We start from the raw sequence: 18,049 nt of genomic DNA on the forward strand, positions 1-18,049 counted from the left end.
CATAGTGTTTCGGTGGTCATAGCGTGAGGGAAACGCCCGGTTACATTCCGAACCCGGAAGCTAAGCCTTACAGCGCCGATGGTACTGCAGGGGGGACCCTGTGGGAGAGTAGGACACCGCCGAACAAATTTTGAGAAAAACCCCGTACCGGTTATCCGGTACGGGGTTTTTCTGCGTTCGGATACCGTGTGTGAATGAATGACGCGAGCTTCGAGGTCCGACCCATACGTCCCATACGTGCTGATGAGTGGCCGGCGGTGAAGGCGCTGCGGCTGATCGCGCTGCAGGATCCGGCCGCGCCGGTCGCCTTCCTGGAGACGTACGAGGATGCCCTCGCTCATCCGGACTCCTACTGGCAGGAGCGGGCCGCTCGGTCATCCGAGGGGGAGGGGTCGCTGCAGTTCGTCGCCGAGGCCGGAGACGGGACGTGGGTCGGGTCTGTGGTCATGCTCATCGAGGAGGCCGGTACCGCCGACTGGGCCGGGTTTCCTGTCGAGCGGAACCAGGGGCACATCGTCGGGGTGTTCGTGCGGCCCGAGTGGCGTGGCGGCGGGGTGACCAAGGGGCTCTTCGAGGCCGCCGTCGAGTGGGCTTGGGGGCGCGGGGTCGAGGCCGTGCGGCTCATCGTGCACGAGGATAATCCGCGTGCCCAGGGGTTCTATCGCAAGGCCGGGTTCGTGCCGACCGGGAAGACCGTGCCGTTGCCCGGCCAGGAGGGCGAGATCGAGCTGGAGTTCGTGCTGGAGAAAGCCTGAAGGCCAAGGAGCCCAGCTACACCGGCAGTTCGTCGTGCGGCCAGCGGGCCCTCGCCTGTTCCCGGGATCGGAGCAGGGCCAGGGTCGGCAGGCCCCGGTCCGCCCCGGTGGCCAGCAGCTCCGGGAGCTGGGGAAGCGGAGCCACGGCGGCGACGTCGTCCAGGACGAGCGTCAGTGGTGGGTCGAGGCGACCGGATGATGACCGTTCGGCCATGCGCCGGCCACGCTCGACCACGCTGGAGACGAGCGCCGTCAGGAGTGGCATGGCGCCCGGATTGGTCCGGGGGTCCTCGATGGATTCCCCCACCACATAAAGCGTGCCCCCTTCGTCCACGAAGGAATCCAAGGCGAGGGCATCAGTTCGGTTTGGAGTGCACGCCTCGCGGATGTTGACCGTGAACAGGGCGGCGAGTGCGCGGCCGGTCAACTCCTGGGCGATGTCCCGGCGTTCGGGATGCGCGGTGAGCGCGGCCTCCAGCTCGCCCGCCGCGCCGGGTGCGGCCTTGGGATTGGTGCGCAGGATGCGGACCGCGTCCTGGATCTGGGTGCCCTGGGACCAGCGGTGGACGTGCCGGATGGTGCGGCCGTCGATGGCGGCGGCGTGCAGAGAGCTCCGCAGGAGCGTTTCCGCTACGTCGGCCACGGCCTGGTCGATCTTCGCGGTGGGACGGACCGGGGCCAGGAGGGCGTGGGCCCTCGCGATCGCCGTCTGTTTGTCCTCGCAGCCCGTGGTGGGGGACCAGTGGAGGCGGGCCGGGGTGTCGCAGAGATGGGCGGGGTCGTAGAGGTGGACCGGGCCCAGTTTGGTGCGGGCGTCCTTGGTGTCGGACCAGACGGCGGGGTTCGAGGTGACGACGAGGATGGCGCCCTCGGCGTCGCGGACCGCCTGGGTGGCGGAGGCCTGGCGGGTCTCCCTCGGGGCCACGAGGACCTTCTCCACCCGCGGGGGCACCGCGGCCGCTGCGGGAGGTTCGGGCTCCGCCCGGGGTGTAGGGACCTCGTGGTGAGTGACCGCCTCGACGACGGGCTGCGGAGCCGGTGGCGGCTGTTCCACGACCGGGGCCGGAGCCTCCGTCCGCCGCGCCCGCCGTACCGCCTTCCAGCGGGCCACCGTCCCCAGGACGAACACGGTGAGCACGACCAGGATCATCAGCTGGCCGATGACCAGCCCCCAGACCAGCCCGTACCCGGAGAGCTGCCCCGCCGGGGTCTGTGGCCAGGCGCCCGGGATGTCGTGGGGCTGGCCGATGAGCCGGCGCATCGCCAGGGGGGTACGGGCGAAGGTGACGCCCTGGGGCCAGTCGCCGTGGGCGAACAGGCCCGCCAGGCCGGTGGCCGACCAGACCATCAGGGTCATGCCGAGGAGGAAGACGAGTATCCCGACCAACAGCCCGTCGGGGATGCCCCCCTGACCTCCCTGGCCCGCCTGCCCGCGGCGGTCGTCAGGTCTCACCATGGCACGCCTCCCGTCTACGCCACCGTCGACTCGGAGTCGCCCATGTGCTGCTCCATGTGCTGTTCCATGAAGGCCGCCGCCCGTTCCTCCGCCTCCAGCTCGGCCGCGCGCAGGGCGTCGTCCGTGAGGTGGTCCTCGGAGGACTCCGTCATCGCGCGGTCGGTGAAGACCAGGGGGCGTTCCGTCTCGGTGATCAGGTGTTTGACCACCTGGACATTGCCGTTGACGTCCCACACCGCGATGCCGGGTGTCAGCGAGGGGATGATCTCCACCGCCCAGCGTGGCAGGCCGAGGACGCGGCCCGTGGACCTCGCCTCGTCCGCCTTCTGGGCGTAGATCGTCCTGGTCGACGCCATCTTCAGGATCGCCGCCGCCTCCTTGGCCGCTGCCCCGTCCACCACGTCGGACAGGTGGTGGACGACCGCCACGAAGGACAGACCGAGCCGGCGGCCGAACTTCAGGAGCCGCTGGAACAGCTGGGCCACGAAGGGGCTGTTGATGATGTGCCAGGCCTCCTCGACCAGGAAGATGCGCTTCTTCCGGTCGGGGCGGATCCAGGTGTGCTCCAGCCACACGCCGACGATCGCCATGAGGATGGGCATGGCGATGGAGTTGCGGTCGATGTGCGACAGGTCGAAGACGATGAGCGGGGCGTCCAGGTCGATGCCGACCGTCGTGGGGCCGTCGAACATGCCGCGCAGGTCACCGTCGACCAACCGGTCGAGCACCAGGGCGACATCAAGACCCCAGGCCCGTACATCGTCTATGTCGACGTTCATCGCTTCGGCGGACTCCGGCTCGGGATGCCGTAGCTGCTCGACGATGTCCGTCAGCACCGGCTGGCGTTCGACGATCGTCTCGTTGACGTAGGCGTGCGCGACCTTGAGGGCGAAGCCGGAGCGTTCGTCGAGGCCGTGGCCCAGCGCGACCTCGATGATGGTCCGGAGCAGCGCGAGCTGGCCGGTCGTCGTGATCGCGGGGTCGAGCGGGTTGAGCCGGATACCCATGTCCAGGGCGGCCATCGGGTCCAGGCGGATAGGAGTTATCCCCAACTCCTGCGCGATGAGGTTCCATTCGCCGACGCCGTCCTCGCCCTGGGCGTCGAGGACGACGACCTGCCGGTCGCGGAACCGCAACTGCCGTAGGACGTAGGTCTTCTCCAGCGCCGACTTGCCGTTGCCCGACTCACCGAGGACGAGCCAGTGAGGTGCCGGGAGCTGCTGGCCGTACAGCTGGAAGGGGTCGTAGATGTAGCCCTTGCCGGAGTAGACCTCGCGGCCGATGATGACGCCGGAGTCGCCCAGTCCCGGGGCGGCCGTGGGCAGGTAGACCGCCTGGGCCTGGCCCGTGGACGTGCGGACCGGCAGCCGGGTCGTCTCGACCTTGCCGAAGAGGAAGGACGTGAAGGCGTCGGTGAGGACGGAGAGCGGGTCCCGCATCAGCGCATCAGCCTCTACCTTCGGATTCCGGTGGCGAACGGCAGCGTGTTCACGAAGGCGCGGTGGTGCTCGCGGTCGCACCACTCCAGCTTCAGGTACGACTTTCCGGCCGAGGCCCGGATGGTCCGCTTGTCGCGGGCCAGGGCCTCGGGGTTGCGGGAGGAGACCGTGATGTAGCCGACCAGGTTGACGCCGGCCGCGCCGCTCGCGAGGTCCTCGCCGCGCTGGTCGAGACGGTTGTGGGAGGCGATGTCGCGGGGGTCGACGGTCCGGTTCATCTTGGCGGCGCGGGACGCCTCGGCCTCGTCGTTCGTCTTCTCGGTCAGCATGCGCTCGATGGCGACCTCGGTGGGTTCGAGGTCCATGGTGACGGCGACCGTGCGGATGACGTCCGGGGTGTGGACGAGCAGGGGGGCGAGGAAGTTGACCCCGACGGGGGTCATCGGCCATTCCTTCACCCAGGCCGTCGCATGGCACCAGGGCGCGCGCGTCGAGGACTCCCGCGTCTTCGCCTGGAGGTACGTCGGCTCCATGGCGTCCAGTTCGGCCGGCCAGGAGTTGCGCTTGGTCATCGCCTGGATGTGGTCGATGGGGTGGTCCGGGTCGTACATGGAGTGGATGAGGGAGGCGAGACGGCCCTGGCCCAGCGGCTGTCGTACGCGGATGTCGGCCTCCTGCAACCGCGAGCAGATGTCGGTCAGTTCACGTGCCATCACGATCGCGAGGCCCGCGTCGCGGTCCAGCTTGCGGCCGGACTGGGGGCGGGCCGCGCGGGCCATGGTGTGTGCCTCGGCGGCGAGTTCGCGGTTGAAGTGCATGCAGGCAACGAGGTAGGCGCGGTGCTGCTCGCTGCTCGTGGACACCATGGACTGGAGTTGGTCGTACGACTGCATCAGCCAGCCCGGTGCCTTCTCGTCGCCGCGGACGGTGACGTCCTTGGCGTGGGCGTCGGGGTCGGCGGGGAGGGTGCGGGCGAGCATCTGGAGGCGGGTGACGAAGCCGTCGCCGTTGGCCACGTGCTTGAGCAGGGTGCCGAAGCGGTCGACGAGGGCTTCCTGGTCCTCGGAGTCGCGCAGGCCGACGCCGGGGCCCTCGATCTCGATGGCGGCGGTGACGGTTCTGCGGTCCGCGTGCAGGAGTACGGCGATCTCGTCGGGGCCGAAGGGCGCGGCGAGCCAGGTGATGCGGCCGATGCCGGGCGGCGGGCCGATCTCGACCTCCAGGCCGTCGGTCCTGGTGCCGGCCTCCATGACGCCGGAGCGGTAGACGGTCCCCCGCTTCAGGGACCGCTTGTAACTGCGGTTGATCTCGAACCACTTGTAGAACGTGCGGTGCTTGTACGGCACGTAGACCGCCATCAGGGCGATCAGAGGGAAACCCATCAGCAGCACGATGCGCAAGGCCAGGACGGGGACGAGGAGCCCGCTCATCATGCCGAGGAACGCGCCCACGATGATGAGTGCGATCTCGCCGGTCTCACGGTTGCGGCCGACGATCGCGTTCGGTCGGGCGCGGCCGATGAGATAGGTACGGCGGGGTGTGACTGCGTGGGACATCTGGGCCGCGTGGGAATCAGCCGTCAACGCCCGTCACCTCCTGTGCGGTTGTTGCCGCTGTTGCGGTTGTTGCTGGCGTGCGGGGTGTTCACCGTGTTGCTCGAACGGGGCTGGGGTGCGGCGGAGGGGACAGATCCGCCGCCCCCGCCGTTCGAGCCGCGGGTGCTGTGGGCGGCTACGCCGCCGGAAGCCGGGTTGGACGGTCGGGCGCCGCCGCCTCCGGAGGACTGGCCGCCGTTGTTGTCGGCCCTGGTGCTGTGGGTCTTGATGCCCTGGGCGACGAGGGTCGCGGGGGAGCTGATGACCGCGGCCGCCTTTCCTTCGGCGCCCTGCATGATGCGGTTGTTGCGGGAGCCCGCGATCTCGTCGCCGAAGCCGGGGACGAAGCGGTAGATCATCGCGCTGGCGAAGATGGCGAGCAGGATGATGGCCAGGCCGGAGACCACGGCGGAGAAGGCGTCGGGGCCGTCGTCGGCGGACAGTGCGCCGGCGAGCCCCAGGACGATCACGATGACGGGCTTGACCAGGATGACCGCGATCATGATGCCCGCCCAGCGGCGGACGTGGCCCCACAGGTTCTTGTCGACTAGGCCCGCGTAGACGACGGTGCCGAGGAGGGCGCCGACGTAGAGGAGCGCGGCCCTGATGACCAGCTCCAGCCAGAGGACTCCCGCGGCGAGGATGGAGACGAGGGACACCACGATCAGCATGATCGGGCCGCCGCCGATGTCCTCGCCCTTGGCCAGTGCGCCGGAGAAGGTGCCGAAGAACGTGTCCGTCTGGTCGCCGGTGGTCTTCGCGAGGACCTCGGTGATGCTGTCGGTGGCCGAGACGACCGTGTAGAGGATCAGGGGGGTGAAGGCCGACGCCAGCACGGTCAGCCACAGGAACCCGATCGCCTCCGAGATGGCGGTGGTGAGCGGTGCGCCGCGGACGGCTCGCTTGGCCACGGCCAGCAGCCACAGCAGCAGCGTCAGGATCGTCGATGCCGCGAAGACGACCGCGTACTGCTGGAGGAACTTGGGGTTCGTGAAGTCGACGTTCGCGGTGTCCTTCACGGCTTCGCTGAGCTTGTCGACGGTCCATGCGGCGGCGTCGGCACAGCCCTTGGCGAGGGAGGAGAGGGGGTCGAGGGTGGAGGTGGGGTCGGTGGTGGTTCCACCGGAGGTGCCGCCGGTTTCGCCGCGTTCGCAGTAGTCCTTGGCGGGGCCGACGATGAGGTCGCAGTTCTTGTTCGACCTGCTCGGCGAAGGCGAGGGGGAGGGCGTGGGGGCGGCTGTGGCGCGGGTGGCCAGCAGCACGGCTGCCGTCTGCACGGCGGTGAGGGCTGCGGCGACCTTGAGTACGCGGCGCGGACTACCGGGCATAAGAGAACCCTCCGTACTCCTCGACGGCCTTCGCCATGTCGTCGGCGCTGGACGCCTGGTTGTCCCCGGGAACCGGGGCGGGGCCGTCCTTCTGGGAGAAGCTGTCGACCTTCCAGTCGCCGTCGGCCCAGCGCAGTTGGAGGGTCATGGTGAACCAGTCGCTGGTGACGGGGGTGGTCGAGGCGTCGCCCGCGGTGCCGTACAGGCCGGTGCACCACACCTCGGCCGTCGCCGAGGTGTTCGTGTAGTTCGAGACCTTGGTGCCGATCGGCACGGTCCGTGAGACGTAGGTCTGTCCCCCGGTCGCGTTGCCGTTCTTGTCCAGGCCGATGCTGCTCAGGAACTCGTCGGAGTAGGCCTTGTCGAACTTGGCCGAGAGTTCGGCCTGCTTGTCCGTGACGAAGACCTGGCGCACGATCGCGGCTCGCTGGGTCGGCTTGAGGATGTCGGCCGAGACCAGCGCCACCGCGTAGTTCGCCGCCGCGCTCTGTGCGCCCTGCTGGTCATGGGCGAAGCCTGCGGTTACCGGCTTTGTGCCGCTTGGCGCTGTGCTGGATACGTCTGGCTTGTCGCTGGTGCCGGATTTCGAGGAGGAGTCGTCTTCTCCTCGGTTCGCGAAGGCGATCGCGGCGATGAGGAGGACGACCACGCCGACCACGGTGACCAGGCTGCGGGACGAGCGGGCGCGTGGGCGGGCGCCGCCGTAGACGTCGTCCGGCAGCCGGGTGCGGGTCTGGCCGGAGCCGCCGTAGCCACCGGAGGTCTCGTGTTCGTCACCGGGACTCATGCCGCGTACGCCCCCTCGACGTCGTACGGAAACACGTAGGAGTACGACGGTAGCCGTGCTGGTTCCCGCGCGGGCGCGGTGTGGTGACTCGGCATCAGGGAAACGCAACCTCAGTCGGTGGGCACGACGGGCGGGTGGGGTGGAGGGATGGGGCCGGGCGTGCCCGGGGACTGGAGGAACGCCTGCTAGACGGCCATGCCGTACACGATGGTGAACAGGGTGCCGAGGGAGCCGATGATGAAGACCCCGGTGAGGCCGGCGATGATCAGGCCCTTGCCCTGTTCCGCGCTGAAGGTGTCGCGGAGGGCCGTCGCGCCGATGCGCTGTTTCGCGGCGCCCCAGATGGCGATGCCGAGGCAGAGCAGGATGGCGACCGCCATGACGACCTGGATCATCGTCTTCGCTTCCGTGCCCAGCGCCCCGAAGGGGCCCCAGTCCGGAGCGATCCCGCCGATGATGGTGTTGATGTCTCCCTTGTCGGCCGCAAAGAGCATGTAAGTCACCGCCCCTGGTGGGTAGTTCCGCTTTCCCCTGCGGGTGCGCAGAGGTCAGGCATCATTGTCGCCGACAATTCTGCCGTCGTATGTCGACTTGGCGTCATTGGTTGGCGGGTTTCGTACAAATGCTTGTCTGGTCACTCTGTGTATCACGGCAGGTCACGCCGGGCAACGAGGCCCGGAGTGGAACCTGCGTGTGCACCCGTGTTCTGTGGGTGAAGGCTATCCCCGCGTGGCACCGGCATGACGAACGGGCCGCGACTGGTGCCGCGGCCCGTCTGTCTGGTGACTGGGTGTCAGCCCGTGAAGGCGTCCACTCCGGCCGGGGTGCCCCAGCCGGTCGGGCCGTCGTAGCCCGACTTGGCGGTGCAGAAGTAGCTGGTGGTGCAGGTGCCGTTGTTGCCGCTGGTCACGTCGTTGAGGGCGGACGTGCCGGCCGCGGCGTAGGGGTAGGAGGCCGGGTAGTCGCTGCTGCCCGGGGTGCCCGCGAGGGCGTAGACGCCGGCGATGATCGGGGCGGAGGCGCTGGTGCCGCCGAAGGTGTACCAGCCGGCCGTGACGCCGTAGGAGTCGTAGACCGAGACGCCGGTCGCGGGGTCGGCCACCGCGGAGACGTCGGAGATCATGCGCTTGGTGCAGCCGGTGTCGGTCTGCCAGCTGGGCTTGGTGTCGTACGAGGAGCAGCCGGAGCCCGTTCCTTCGGTGCTGCTGGTCTTCCAGACCGACTCCGTCCAGCCGCGGCTGTTGGAGGACGTCGACAGCGCGGTGCCACCCACCGAAGTCACGTACTTCGACGCGGCCGGGTACTCGGCGCCGTAGCCCTCGTCGCCCGCGCTGACGGTGATGGCGACGCCGGGGTGGTTGAAGTAGGAGGAGTCGTAGGAGGTGTCGGAGGAGGACTCCGAGCCGCCGTAGGAGTTGGAGACGAACTTGGCGCCCAGGGTGACCGCCCGGTTCACCGCCGTGCCCAGGTTGGCCATGGTGGCCGACTTGGCCTCGACGAGGAGGATGTCGCAGTTCGGGCAGATCGCGCTGGCCATGTCGAGGTCGAGGGAGATCTCCTCGGCCCAGCCCGAGTCGCTGGAGGGCAGGGAGGTCGTGGAGCCGGTCTGGCTGACCTTCTTGAAGCAGCCGTTGGCCGTGGTGCAGGCGGAGAGGCCGTAGTAGGAGCGGTAGGTCGCGAGGTCGGACTCGGCGTTGGGGTCGTTGTACGCGTCGACGATGGCGATGGTCTCGCCGTCGCCGTTCGCGGAGGCCGCGTCGGTCAGGCCGTAGGCGTCCTGGAGGTCGCTGGGGCCGTAGCCGGAGGGGGTGGCGGCGTCGGCGGCCTTGGGGGTGATGCCGTTCGCCTTCTCGAAGGCGGTGGTGCCGCCGGTCACGCGCAGGGAGTCGCAGGCGAGTTCGCCGGATTTCCTGGGGGTGGCGCAGGGGGTCGCGGCCCAGGTGACCTTGGACGTTTTGGCCGGGGTGGCGGCTTCGGCGTGGGCCGCGGTGCCGAGTCCGGCGACGAGAAGCGCGGCGGTCGCTGCGGCCGCCGAGCCGATGCGGTGCCATCTACCGCGTAGGGACGCTCTGTTGGGGGGTGTCGTGCGCATCGTGCAGCCTCCTGATGGTGGTGGAACAGGAGCAGTGCGGGTGCGTGCGGCGGTGGGACGACAGTCTCTTGTTGAGTACGTGACAACAAGGCGGGAGGTGGAATTCTGACCTCCGCCTTACCGAACCCCAGGCCCGGCCTTACCTACCTGCTTGCGGCGAACGGGCCGCGGCCGATGGTGCGTCGGTCGCGGCCCGTTGCCTTGGTGCCGCCGAGGGGACCCCACGTCCCCTGCCCGCCGGCGGCTCCCCGTGACCCGACGGGGAGTTCGGGGTCGTCAGCCGGTGAAGGCGTCGGTGCCCTGCGGGGTGCCCCAGCCGGTGGGGCCGTCGTAGCCCGACTTGGCGGTGCAGAAGTAGCTGGTGGTGCAGGTGCCGTTGTTGCCGCTGGTCACGTCGTTGAGGGCGGCCGTGCCGGCCGCGGCGTAGGGGTAGGAGGCCGGGTAGTCGCTGCTGCCCGGGGTGCCGGCGAGGGCGTACACCGAGGCGATGATCGGGGCGGAGGCGCTGGTGCCGCCGTAGGTGTTCCAGCCGCTGCCGTCGTCACCGTAGGAGTCGTAGACGGAGACTCCGGTGGCGGGGTCGGCGACGGCGGAGACGTCGGAGATCATGCGCTTGGTGCAGCCGGTGTCGGTCTGCCAGCTGGGCTTGGCGTCGTACGCGGAGCAGCCGGAGCCGGTGCCCTCGGTGCTGCTGGTCTTCCAGACGCTCTCGGTCCAGCCGCGGCTGTTGGAGGACGTGGAGAGCTTGGTGCCGCCGACCGATGTCACGTACTTGGAGCCGGCCGGGTACTCGGCGCCGTAGGCCTCGTCGCCGGCGGAGACGGTGATGGCGACGCCGGGGTGGTTGAAGTAGGAGGAGTCGTAGGAGGTGTCGGAGGAGGACTCCGAGCCGCCGTAGGAGTTGGAGACGAACTTGGCGCCCAGGGTGACCGCCCGGTTCACCGCCGTGCCCAGGTTGGCCATGCTCGACGACTTCGCCTCGACCAGCAGGATGTTGGCGTTCGGGGCGATGGCGGAGACCATGTCGAGGTCGAGGGAGATCTCGCCGGCCCAGCCGCTGTCGGCGGTGGGGAGGGAGGTCGTGGAGCCGGTCTGGGAGACCTTCTTGAAGCAGCCGTTGGCGGTGGTGCAGGCCGAGAGGCCGTAGTAGGAACGGTAAGTGGCCAGGTCCGCCTCGGCGTTGGGGTCGTCGTAGGCGTCGACGATGGCGATGGTCTCTCCGGAGCCGTCCGAGGAGGAGGCGTCGGTCAGGCCGTAGGCGTCTTGGAGGTCGCTGGGGCCGTAGCCGGTGGGCGTGGCCGAGGTGGCGTTCGGCTTCACGGTCTTGGGGGTCGCGCCCTTGAGCGCGGCCTGCTTCTCCATGTAGGCGGTGGTGCCGCCGGTGACACGGAGCGCGTCGCAGGCGGCGTAGCCCTTCTTCGGGGTCGCGGCACATGCGCTCTCGTACCGCACATGGGCCTTGGCGACCTGCGCGGCGACGGTGCCGGCGCTCACCTTGTGCGGAGTGGGGGTGGCCGCGCCGGCGTGGGCGGCGGTGCCGAGTCCGGCGAGGAGGAGGGCGGTGGTGGCGGTGGCTGCCGAGCCGATACGGCGCCATCTGCCGGATATGTGGGGGGTGTTGGGCGTACGCAACGTACTGCCTCCTGTGAGTGGTTGCAGAGAGGCCTGCGGTGGGGGATCCACCGGTGAGGTTCCCGGTGGGGGCGGCGACCCGCGACGACCATCCCCTTGTTGAGTACGTGACAACAAGACGGGCGGTGGAATCCTGACTTCCGCCTTACCGAAGGGGGTTGGGGGGTTACCGGTCAATGGCGGGGCGATGGGCGGCGAATGGCCTCGGCTTGACCATCTACACGCGTTGCGCACAACTGCTGCGGGGTCACCGGGGCTTGAGGCCGTGCAGCAGCAGGTGCACCAGCATGGGGATTCCGTCCAGGGCGGTCTGCGGGTCGACCCGGTCGTTGGCGGCGAACGTGGCGGTGCCCTGGAGGGTGGCGCCCACGATGAGGGTGAGGTGGGCGGGGTCGCCCTCGATGATCTCCCCGCGCTGCTGGGCGTCCGCGATGATCCGCTCCAGCGCGCCGACCGTGCGGTCGACCGCCGCGGCCATCTCCTCGGAGGCGTCGGGGTCGTGCTTGCGGGCGAACATGAGCTCCAGGAGCTCGGCGTTCTCGGTGGCGAAGCCGAGATAGGCCCCGGCGAGGGCGACGAGTCGCGGTTCCAGCGGGAGGGCGGGGTCGTCGAAGGCGGCCAGGGTCTCGGTCAGCCGCTGGTAGCCGTCGAGCGCCAGGGCGTTGAGCAGGGCCTGCTTGTCCTTGAAGTGGCGCCCCGGGGCGGCGTGGCTGACGCCGATGTCACGGGCCAGTTCCCGCAGGGAGAGCGCCCCGACGCCCTTCTCCCGCAGGGTGCGTTCCGCGCTCGCGAGCAGGGCGGAGCGGAGGTCTCCGTGGTGGTAGGGGCGCCCCTCGCGACTTTCGCGGGTATCGCGGCTTCCCTGGCTTCCCTGGCTCCAGTGACTCCCGCGGGTATCGCGGGTGTCGCGGCTCTCGGACTTCTCGGACGGCATGGGCACCATCGTATCCGGATGTAGACGGCGCCAGCATTGTTGTCATTGACAGCATTGTTGTCGCCGCCTACATTGGGGCCATGGCTACTGACAAGTGGAACGCGACCGACCTCCCTGACCTCACGGGCCGCACGGCCGTGGTCACCGGAGCCAACAGCGGTATCGGCCTCAAGGCGGCGGAGGCGCTGGCCCGCGCGGGCGCGCATGTCGTGTTCGCCGTACGGGACCCGGAGCGCGGCCGGGCCGCAGCGGCGGCCGTGCACGGCAGCACGGAGGTGCGGCGCCTCGATCTGGCGGACCTGTCCTCGGTGCGGGAGTTCGCGGCGGACTGGAAGGGCGAGCTGCATCTGCTGCTGAACAACGCCGGTGTGATGATGCTGCCGGAGCAGCGCACACGGGACGGCTTCGAGATGCAGTTCGGCACCAACCACCTGGGCCACTTCGCCCTGACGAACCTGCTGCTGCCGCACATCACCGACCGGGTGGTCACCGTCTCCTCGGGCCTGCACCGGGGCGGCACCGGAGTGATCGACTTCGCCGACCTGAACCGGGCGGCGCACTACAGCCCCACCGGCGCGTACGCCCAGTCGAAGCTCGCGAACCTCCTCTTCACCCTGGAGCTCCAGCGCCGTCTGACGGAGTCGGGCTCCCCGGTCCGTGCCACGGCCGCGCACCCCGGGTACGCCGCCACCAACCTCCAGAGCCACGCGGCGAGCCCGCTGTCCCGGGTCTTCATGAAGGTCGGCAACAGGTTCATGGCCCAGGACGACGCGGCGGGCGCGCTGCCCACCCTGTACGCGGCGACGCAGGACCTCCCCGGCGCGAGCTACGTCGGTCCGGACGGCTTCCAGGAGATGCGCGGGGCGCCCACCCTGGTCGGCCGCAGCGCGGCGGCCAGCGACCCGGAGGCGGCGAAGCGGCTGTGGACGGTGTCGGAGGAGCTGACGGGGACGCGGTTCCCGCTGGAGGCGGCCGTACCGCGCGGTTAGACGCCGCCGGGTCCTCCTGGGCGGGCCGGGTGGGCTGGGACGTCGGCGGCGGCGAGTCCGGCGTCGGCACGAACAGCCCTTGTACGCCCGCCCGAGCCCGATTGACCCGTTTCTCCCCTTCGTACGGAACGCTGCCTTCCGATGAAGCGCACGCTCCTGCACGCCGCCGCCCTGGTGCTCCCCGCCCTCACCTCCGCGTCCGAGGCGGCCGCCGACGACGGTCCGGGTCCCTTCGGGGTCACCGTCACCGCGACCGCGACCCCGGAGACCGCCCGGATCGGTGCGCTCTTCACCGGCGGGGACCACTTCTGCACCGCGTCCGTCGTGCACAGCCCGGCCCACGACCTCATCGTCACCGCCGCCCACTGCCTGGACGGTGACACGGACGGCCTCGTGTTCGTGCCGGGATATCGGAACGGCAGGGCGCCGTACGGGAGGTGGCGCATCACCAGGCGGTTTCTCCCCGACGCGTGGGACGAGGACAGTGACGTGGCCTTCGCGACCCTGGCCGAGCGGCGCGGCGAGAACGTCGAGGACGTCGTCGGGGGGAACCGCTTCACCACCGGTACCGCCACCGGCGCCACCGCCGTGACCGTCACCGGCTACCCCGACTCCCGGGGGACGCCGGTCCGCTGCGTCAACAGGCCGGTCGCGCACAGCCGTACCCAACAGCGCGTCGACTGTCCCGACTTCAGCGGCGGCACCAGCGGCAGCCCCTGGGTCGACGGGGACGGGGAGGTCGTCGGGGTGCTCGGCGGGCACGAGCAGGGCGGGGCGACCGCCGACATCTCCTACAGCGTGGTGCTCGGGCGGCGGGCCGCTCAGCTGTACCGGGACGCGGTGGAGTCTCCTTCCGCATGATCACCCCAGAACGACGAAGGCACCCCTAAACTGACGTGGGCGTCGGACTCCGGGGCAGCGAGGGGCGGTTGACGGTGCGTAAGGCATGGGTCGTGGGGGGTGCCGTCCTCGGGGCGGGGCTCAGCTTCGTGATGCTGCTCGTCGTCGGTGTGTACGTCGTCGCCGGGAACCTCGCCAACGGGGTCGGCGGAGCCACGAAGGCGCTGGCCAAGGGGTCGGTGCCGGCCGCCTATCAGGCGCTCGTGCAGAAGTGGGGCAACCTCTGCACGGCCATCAACCCCGCACTGCTCGCCGCGCAGCTGTACCAGGAGAGCGGGTTCAACCCGAAGGCGCAGAGCCCGGCGGCCGCGCAGGGGATAGCGCAGTTCATCCCCGGGACCTGGGCCACGCACGGGATCGACGGCGACGGGGACGGCGACCGCGACGTATGGGATCCGAATGACGCGATTCCGTCGGCCGCGAAGTACGACTGCACGCTCGCCTCGTACGTGAAGGACGTCCCCGGGGACGCGACGAAGAACATGCTCGCGTCGTACAACGCGGGGGCGTACGCGGTGATCAAGTACGGGGGTGTGCCGCCGTACAAGGAGACCCAGAACTACGTGAAGACGATCACGACGCTGGAGGAGAGTTTCGCCGCTCCCGTCACGCGCGTGGATCCGTCGAAGCAGGCCGCGGGAGCCATCTACTACGCGCAGAAGAAGCTCGGCACGCCCTATCTGTGGGGTGGCGACGGCACTGCTCAGGACGGTGGCCGGTTCGACTGCTCGGGGCTGACGAAGGCCGCGTACGAGAGTGTCGGCGTCACGCTGCCGCGCGTTGCCAACGACCAGTGGAACGCGGGTCAGCATCCGGCCAGGGACGAGCTGCTCCCCGGCGATCTGGTCTTCTTCTCGGACGACCTCACCAACTCCCGGGCCATCCGGCATGTGGGGATTTATGTCGGTGGCGGGTACATGATCGACGCCCCGAGAACGGGTGCTGTGATCCGGTTCGACCCGATCGACACCCCTGACTACTTCGGAGCCACCCGCGTCACCGAAGATGGCGCGAAAGCGCTCCCCACGACGGTCTGACGGCCTGTGAACCTACCCCCTGAGCTGCAGTGATGTGTCTCTCTTCGATAACGTCTGAGTGATCATTCAGTGGAGGGTGGAACGTATTAACGGGGACCGTGCGTTCCTGTTGTCGTAGCGATCTACACCACGGGGGTGGAACAGCGGCGCGCGCACATCTGCGTGCCGGGAGAGCCGACGAAGGGGCCGCAGCACCATGGCTGGACTCGCCGCATCCGGGTCGAACCCCGACGTCGACCTGCTCTACGACATCAACGGCCTGGCCAAGGACGCGCCCGTGTGGTTCGACCGGGTCATGGAGTACGTCGGTGAGTACGGGATCCTCCTGGCCACCGTGCTGCTCGTGCTGTGGTGCTGGCTGTCCGTGCGCAGGCGAGGCGGCGAGGACGCCCCCTCGTCCGTGGCCGCGCTGGTCTGGGCGCCGCTCGCGGCCGCTGTCGCCGTGCTGGTCAACGTGCCGATACGGGGATTCGTGGAGCGGCCCCGGCCGTTCCTCACCCACGACGGCCTCGAAGTCCTGGTCTCCGGCAAGACCGACTACTCCTTCGTCAGCGACCACGCGACGATCACCATGGCCATGGCGGTCGGACTGTTCGTCGCCAACCGCAGGTTCGGCTTCTTCGGCATCGGCCTCGCCCTCCTCGAAGGCTTCTGCCGGGTCTACATGGGCGTGCACTACCCGACCGACGTCATCGGCGGCTTCGCCCTCGGCACCGCCGTCGCCCTGCTGCTGTCCCCGCTGGCCATGGCCCTGCTCACCCCGCTGATGAAGGCCATCGGGCGGTCCCCGCGCGCGGGGTGGCTGATTCGGGCGCGTGGGAAGTCCTACGAGGGTCAGGACGCCGTGATCCCCGGTGCGCGGAAGGAAGCGGGCGCCGAGGAGCGGGACCTCGCCGCCTGAGCCGGCCAGGACCTACAGGGCCTGCGGGAACGTGAAGAAGCCGTTCGGGTCGTACTGCTTCTTCAGGGCCGTGAGCCTGGTCGCCGCGGCTCCGTAGTACGCCTTCCGCCAGTCCCTCAGGGACGGGTCCGTGTAGTTCTGGTAGGCCGCGCCCGACGCGTACGGCTTCATCGCGTCGTGGGCCTGGGTCAGCCAGGACTGGGCGGTCGCTCCCGAGGTGCCCGCCTTCCAGGCCGCGATGTACTGGGCCAGCATGCGCGAGCGGCGGTGGACGAACGCCGTGGCCGTCGGGGAGACGCGGTTGACCGCGCCGCCGAGGGCCGTGAGGGCGATGTCGCCGGCGCCGCCGCGGACCGACTCCAGCTGCTTGAGCATCGCCTGGATACCGGCCGTGGAGAGGGAGCGGTCGAAGAAGTCCGACTTCGCGGCGTACGTCTCCCGGCCGAGCGCGCCCTGCGGGGAGCGGCCCGGGGTCTTGCCGGGCAGATGGCACTGGGCGTCCGTGGTGAAGGAGGAGCAGCCGGCGTAGATCTCCATCGCGTCCTCGTACGAGCGGCGGCGCAGGGAGACGCTGGTCGCGGGGGCGCCGATCCTGTCGGCCAGGCGGTCCACGGCGTTCTGGAGTTCGCCGTAGGTGCCGAGGGAGAAGGCGGCGACGGAGACCGTGGTGTAGCCGCCGGAGGTGCCCGCCAGATGCAGGGACGACCAGATCTCGTCGGGCTGGGTCGGGCCCCACTCCTGCCAGGCCTTCACCACGGCGGCGGCCTTCGCCCACGGCCATGACATGTACGCCGTGACGGCCTGGGGTGCCGGGTGGGTCTTGAAGTGGAGTTCGGTGACGACGCCGAAGTTGCCGTTGCCCGCGCCGCGCAGGGCCCAGAACAGGTCCTTGTTCGTCGTGGCGTTCGCGGTGAGTTGCTTGCCGTCCGCCGTGATCAGCGTTGCCTGGGTGAGGCTGTCGCAGGTCAGGCCGTAGGCGCGGGAGACGACTCCGTGGCCGCCGCCGAGGGTGAGGCCGGAGACGCCGACGGTGGGGCAGGAGCCGGCGGGGATGGTGACGCCCTTCGCGGTGAGGGCGCGGTAGACGTCGATGAGTTTCGAGCCGGCGCCGACCACCGCGGTGCCGCCGCCGGTGCGGACCTTGTTGAGCTTCGAGACGTCGACGATCAGGCGGTTGTCGCCGGAGGACCAGCCGGCGTAGGAGTGGCCGCCGTTGCGGATCGCCACGTGGAGCTTGTGGGCCCGGGCGTAGGCGAGGGTGGTGCGGATGTCGTCCGCGTGCGCGATGTACGCCACCGCTGCGGGCTTCAGGTTGTCGAAGCGGGTGTTGTAGAGCTGGTGGGCGGTCGGCCAGTCCGTGTCTCCGGGGCGGGCGAGGGTGCCGTCGAGGTCGCGGGCGAGGGCGGTCCAGTTGGCGGGGGCGGTGGCGTTGGCGGCGGCTCTCGACGACGTACGCGCGGACGTGCCGTCGGTGGCCGTCTGGGCGGCGTCGGCCTTGTCGTCGCCGTTGCACGCGGCCGTGGCAGCCGCGGCGATCGCGGCCACGCCGCCGCCGATGAACGTACGCCGTTCCATGTCGCCTCCTGGGGGTTCGTGGAACGAGACGGGGTGGTGGCGTGCGGGGTTCCATCGTGCATGGAGGCGGGGGGTGTGAGCCGGGTGTGTTTCGCTCCCGCCGCCCCAGACCCCCGCTTCGGCCCTGAAGGGGCCTCGTCCTCAAACGCCGGACGAGCTGAAAGACACTAGGTGCTGCCCCCCGTGGGTGGGGGGTCAGCGGTCTTCTGGTGTTGTGTGGCCCTGGGCGTCCGTTCTCGCCTGGCTTCTTGCTCTTCTGGCGGGGCCGCGCCAGCCGCAGGTGCAGCGGGCTGTGCAGAAGGGGCCCTGGTCGACTGTTGTCGTCAGGTGTTCGGGGGACTCGTGAAGCGGGGGGACCCGGTCCTGGTGTGCCACGCCGACAACGGTACCGAGCCCGGGTAAAGGGCTCGTATGCGCGTGACGGGCTCCGCATGGTCGTCGTTAGCGGGACGACAGGGGGTCCGTGACGGAGGCAGGGCGATGGCGGAGCGGCAGCAGAGGCGGACGGGTGGGGTCGGGGGGGTGGCTGTCTCCTATGCACATCTCCGAGCCCACGACAGCCCTGAGCAGCGCGTAGGCCCTCTTCTGTTGGAAAAAAAATAAAAGAGAGCAGGAGATGATGGCACGAC

The 18,049-nt window shown here is 69.7% G+C and carries 16 protein-coding genes and 1 rRNA gene; 6 read left to right on the plus strand and 11 right to left on the minus strand.

Annotated elements, in window-relative coordinates; translation table 11 throughout:
* The first annotated feature begins 8 nt into the window (after positions 1–8).
* Together rrf and HLK59_RS39125 are read left to right on the plus strand one after the other, a co-directional pair.
* Positions 9–125, plus strand: a 5S ribosomal RNA gene (rrf, locus tag HLK59_RS39120).
* 69 nt (positions 126–194) lie between these two features.
* Positions 195–755, plus strand: a complete 561-nt coding sequence (locus tag HLK59_RS39125; protein ID WP_171146403.1) for a GNAT family N-acetyltransferase — start codon at positions 195–197, stop codon at positions 753–755.
* A gap of 16 nt (positions 756–771) precedes the next feature.
* Here the strand turns inward: HLK59_RS39125 and HLK59_RS39130 are convergent, their stop codons facing one another.
* The 9 genes from HLK59_RS39130 to HLK59_RS39170 form a co-directional block, all read right to left on the minus strand.
* Positions 772–2,208: a type IV secretory system conjugative DNA transfer family protein gene (locus HLK59_RS39130; RefSeq protein WP_171146415.1), complete on the minus strand. Its 1,437-nt coding sequence runs from the start codon at positions 2,206–2,208 to the stop codon at positions 772–774.
* Positions 2,209–2,225: 17 nt separating this feature from the next.
* The gene (locus tag HLK59_RS39135) at positions 2,226–3,650 is read right to left on the minus strand and encodes an ATP-binding protein (protein ID WP_171146404.1); all 1,425 of its coding nucleotides are present in this window, start codon (positions 3,648–3,650) and stop codon (positions 2,226–2,228) included.
* Positions 3,651–3,664: 14 nt separating this feature from the next.
* Positions 3,665–5,206 carry an SCO6880 family protein gene (locus HLK59_RS39140; RefSeq protein WP_171146405.1) on the minus strand — a complete coding sequence of 514 codons (1,542 nt, stop codon included), beginning with the start codon at positions 5,204–5,206 and terminating at the stop codon, positions 3,665–3,667.
* A 23-nt stretch (positions 5,207–5,229) separates the two neighbouring features.
* A complete protein-coding gene (locus tag HLK59_RS39145; RefSeq protein WP_171146406.1) occupies positions 5,230–6,573 on the minus strand; it encodes a hypothetical protein in 1,344 nt (447 codons plus the stop codon).
* Entirely contained in the window at positions 6,563–7,360 is a 798-nt protein-coding gene (locus tag HLK59_RS39150; protein ID WP_171146407.1) for a hypothetical protein, read from the minus strand. Before HLK59_RS39150 ends, HLK59_RS39145 begins: the two co-directional genes overlap by 11 nt.
* Positions 7,361–7,545: 185 nt before the next feature.
* Positions 7,546–7,854, minus strand: coding sequence for a hypothetical protein (locus HLK59_RS39155; RefSeq protein ID WP_007383036.1), 309 nt, complete (start codon positions 7,852–7,854; stop codon positions 7,546–7,548).
* Between the two features lie 299 nt (positions 7,855–8,153).
* Entirely contained in the window at positions 8,154–9,452 is a 1,299-nt protein-coding gene (locus HLK59_RS39160) for a S53 family peptidase (protein WP_171146408.1), read from the minus strand.
* 276 nt (positions 9,453–9,728) lie between these two features.
* Positions 9,729–11,084: a S53 family peptidase gene (locus tag HLK59_RS39165; protein WP_171146409.1), complete on the minus strand. Its 1,356-nt coding sequence runs from the start codon at positions 11,082–11,084 to the stop codon at positions 9,729–9,731.
* Positions 11,085–11,331: 247 nt separating this feature from the next.
* A complete protein-coding gene (locus HLK59_RS39170; RefSeq protein WP_171146410.1) occupies positions 11,332–12,018 on the minus strand; it encodes a TetR/AcrR family transcriptional regulator in 687 nt (228 codons plus the stop codon).
* An 80-nt stretch (positions 12,019–12,098) separates the two neighbouring features.
* Between HLK59_RS39170 and HLK59_RS39175 the strand changes: the two genes are divergently transcribed.
* The 4 genes from HLK59_RS39175 to HLK59_RS39190 all read left to right on the plus strand — a co-directional run bounded on the left by HLK59_RS39175 (position 12,099) and on the right by HLK59_RS39190 (position 15,845).
* Positions 12,099–13,007 carry an oxidoreductase gene (locus HLK59_RS39175; RefSeq protein WP_171146411.1) on the plus strand — a complete coding sequence of 303 codons (909 nt, stop codon included), beginning with the start codon at positions 12,099–12,101 and terminating at the stop codon, positions 13,005–13,007.
* Positions 13,008–13,148: 141 nt separating this feature from the next.
* Positions 13,149–13,868: a trypsin-like peptidase domain-containing protein gene (locus tag HLK59_RS39180; RefSeq protein WP_171146412.1), complete on the plus strand. Its 720-nt coding sequence runs from the start codon at positions 13,149–13,151 to the stop codon at positions 13,866–13,868.
* A gap of 68 nt (positions 13,869–13,936) precedes the next feature.
* Complete coding sequence (locus HLK59_RS39185) at positions 13,937–14,944, plus strand: bifunctional lytic transglycosylase/C40 family peptidase (RefSeq protein WP_171146416.1); 1,008 nt, start codon at positions 13,937–13,939, stop codon at positions 14,942–14,944.
* Between the two features lie 196 nt (positions 14,945–15,140).
* A complete protein-coding gene (locus tag HLK59_RS39190) occupies positions 15,141–15,845 on the plus strand; it encodes a phosphatase PAP2 family protein (RefSeq protein ID WP_171146413.1) in 705 nt (234 codons plus the stop codon).
* Positions 15,846–15,857: 12 nt separating this feature from the next.
* Here the strand turns inward: HLK59_RS39190 and HLK59_RS39195 are convergent, their stop codons facing one another.
* Positions 15,858–17,420, minus strand: coding sequence for an FAD-binding oxidoreductase (locus HLK59_RS39195; RefSeq protein WP_171146414.1), 1,563 nt, complete (start codon positions 17,418–17,420; stop codon positions 15,858–15,860).
* A gap of 195 nt (positions 17,421–17,615) precedes the next feature.
* Complete coding sequence (locus tag HLK59_RS52505; protein ID WP_346779916.1) at positions 17,616–17,795, minus strand: hypothetical protein; 180 nt, start codon at positions 17,793–17,795, stop codon at positions 17,616–17,618.
* Between the last annotated feature and the right edge of the window lie 254 nt (positions 17,796–18,049).

It is taken from the genome of Streptomyces sp. S3(2020), assembly GCF_013044505.1.
GTDB lineage: Bacteria > Actinomycetota > Actinomycetes > Streptomycetales > Streptomycetaceae > Streptomyces.

What these genes read in the sequence shown, in the direction of transcription:
- HLK59_RS39125 (WP_171146403.1), top strand. Translation starts at nt 195, where the DNA reads ATGAATGACGCGAGCTTCGAGGTCCGACCCATACGTCCCATACGTGCT.
- HLK59_RS39135 (WP_171146404.1), bottom strand. Translation starts at nt 3,650, where the DNA reads ATGCGGGACCCGCTCTCCGTCCTCACCGACGCCTTCACGTCCTTCCTC.
- HLK59_RS39140 (WP_171146405.1), bottom strand. Translation starts at nt 5,206, where the DNA reads ATGTCCCACGCAGTCACACCCCGCCGTACCTATCTCATCGGCCGCGCC.
- HLK59_RS39145 (WP_171146406.1), bottom strand. Translation starts at nt 6,573, where the DNA reads ATGCCCGGTAGTCCGCGCCGCGTACTCAAGGTCGCCGCAGCCCTCACC.
- HLK59_RS39150 (WP_171146407.1), bottom strand. Translation starts at nt 7,360, where the DNA reads ATGAGTCCCGGTGACGAACACGAGACCTCCGGTGGCTACGGCGGCTCC.
- HLK59_RS39155 (WP_007383036.1), bottom strand. Translation starts at nt 7,854, where the DNA reads ATGCTCTTTGCGGCCGACAAGGGAGACATCAACACCATCATCGGCGGG.
- HLK59_RS39160 (WP_171146408.1), bottom strand. Translation starts at nt 9,452, where the DNA reads ATGCGCACGACACCCCCCAACAGAGCGTCCCTACGCGGTAGATGGCAC.
- HLK59_RS39170 (WP_171146410.1), bottom strand. Translation starts at nt 12,018, where the DNA reads ATGCCGTCCGAGAAGTCCGAGAGCCGCGACACCCGCGATACCCGCGGG.
- HLK59_RS39175 (WP_171146411.1), top strand. Translation starts at nt 12,099, where the DNA reads ATGGCTACTGACAAGTGGAACGCGACCGACCTCCCTGACCTCACGGGC.
- HLK59_RS39180 (WP_171146412.1), top strand. Translation starts at nt 13,149, where the DNA reads ATGAAGCGCACGCTCCTGCACGCCGCCGCCCTGGTGCTCCCCGCCCTC.
- HLK59_RS39190 (WP_171146413.1), top strand. Translation starts at nt 15,141, where the DNA reads ATGGCTGGACTCGCCGCATCCGGGTCGAACCCCGACGTCGACCTGCTC.
- HLK59_RS39195 (WP_171146414.1), bottom strand. Translation starts at nt 17,420, where the DNA reads ATGGAACGGCGTACGTTCATCGGCGGCGGCGTGGCCGCGATCGCCGCG.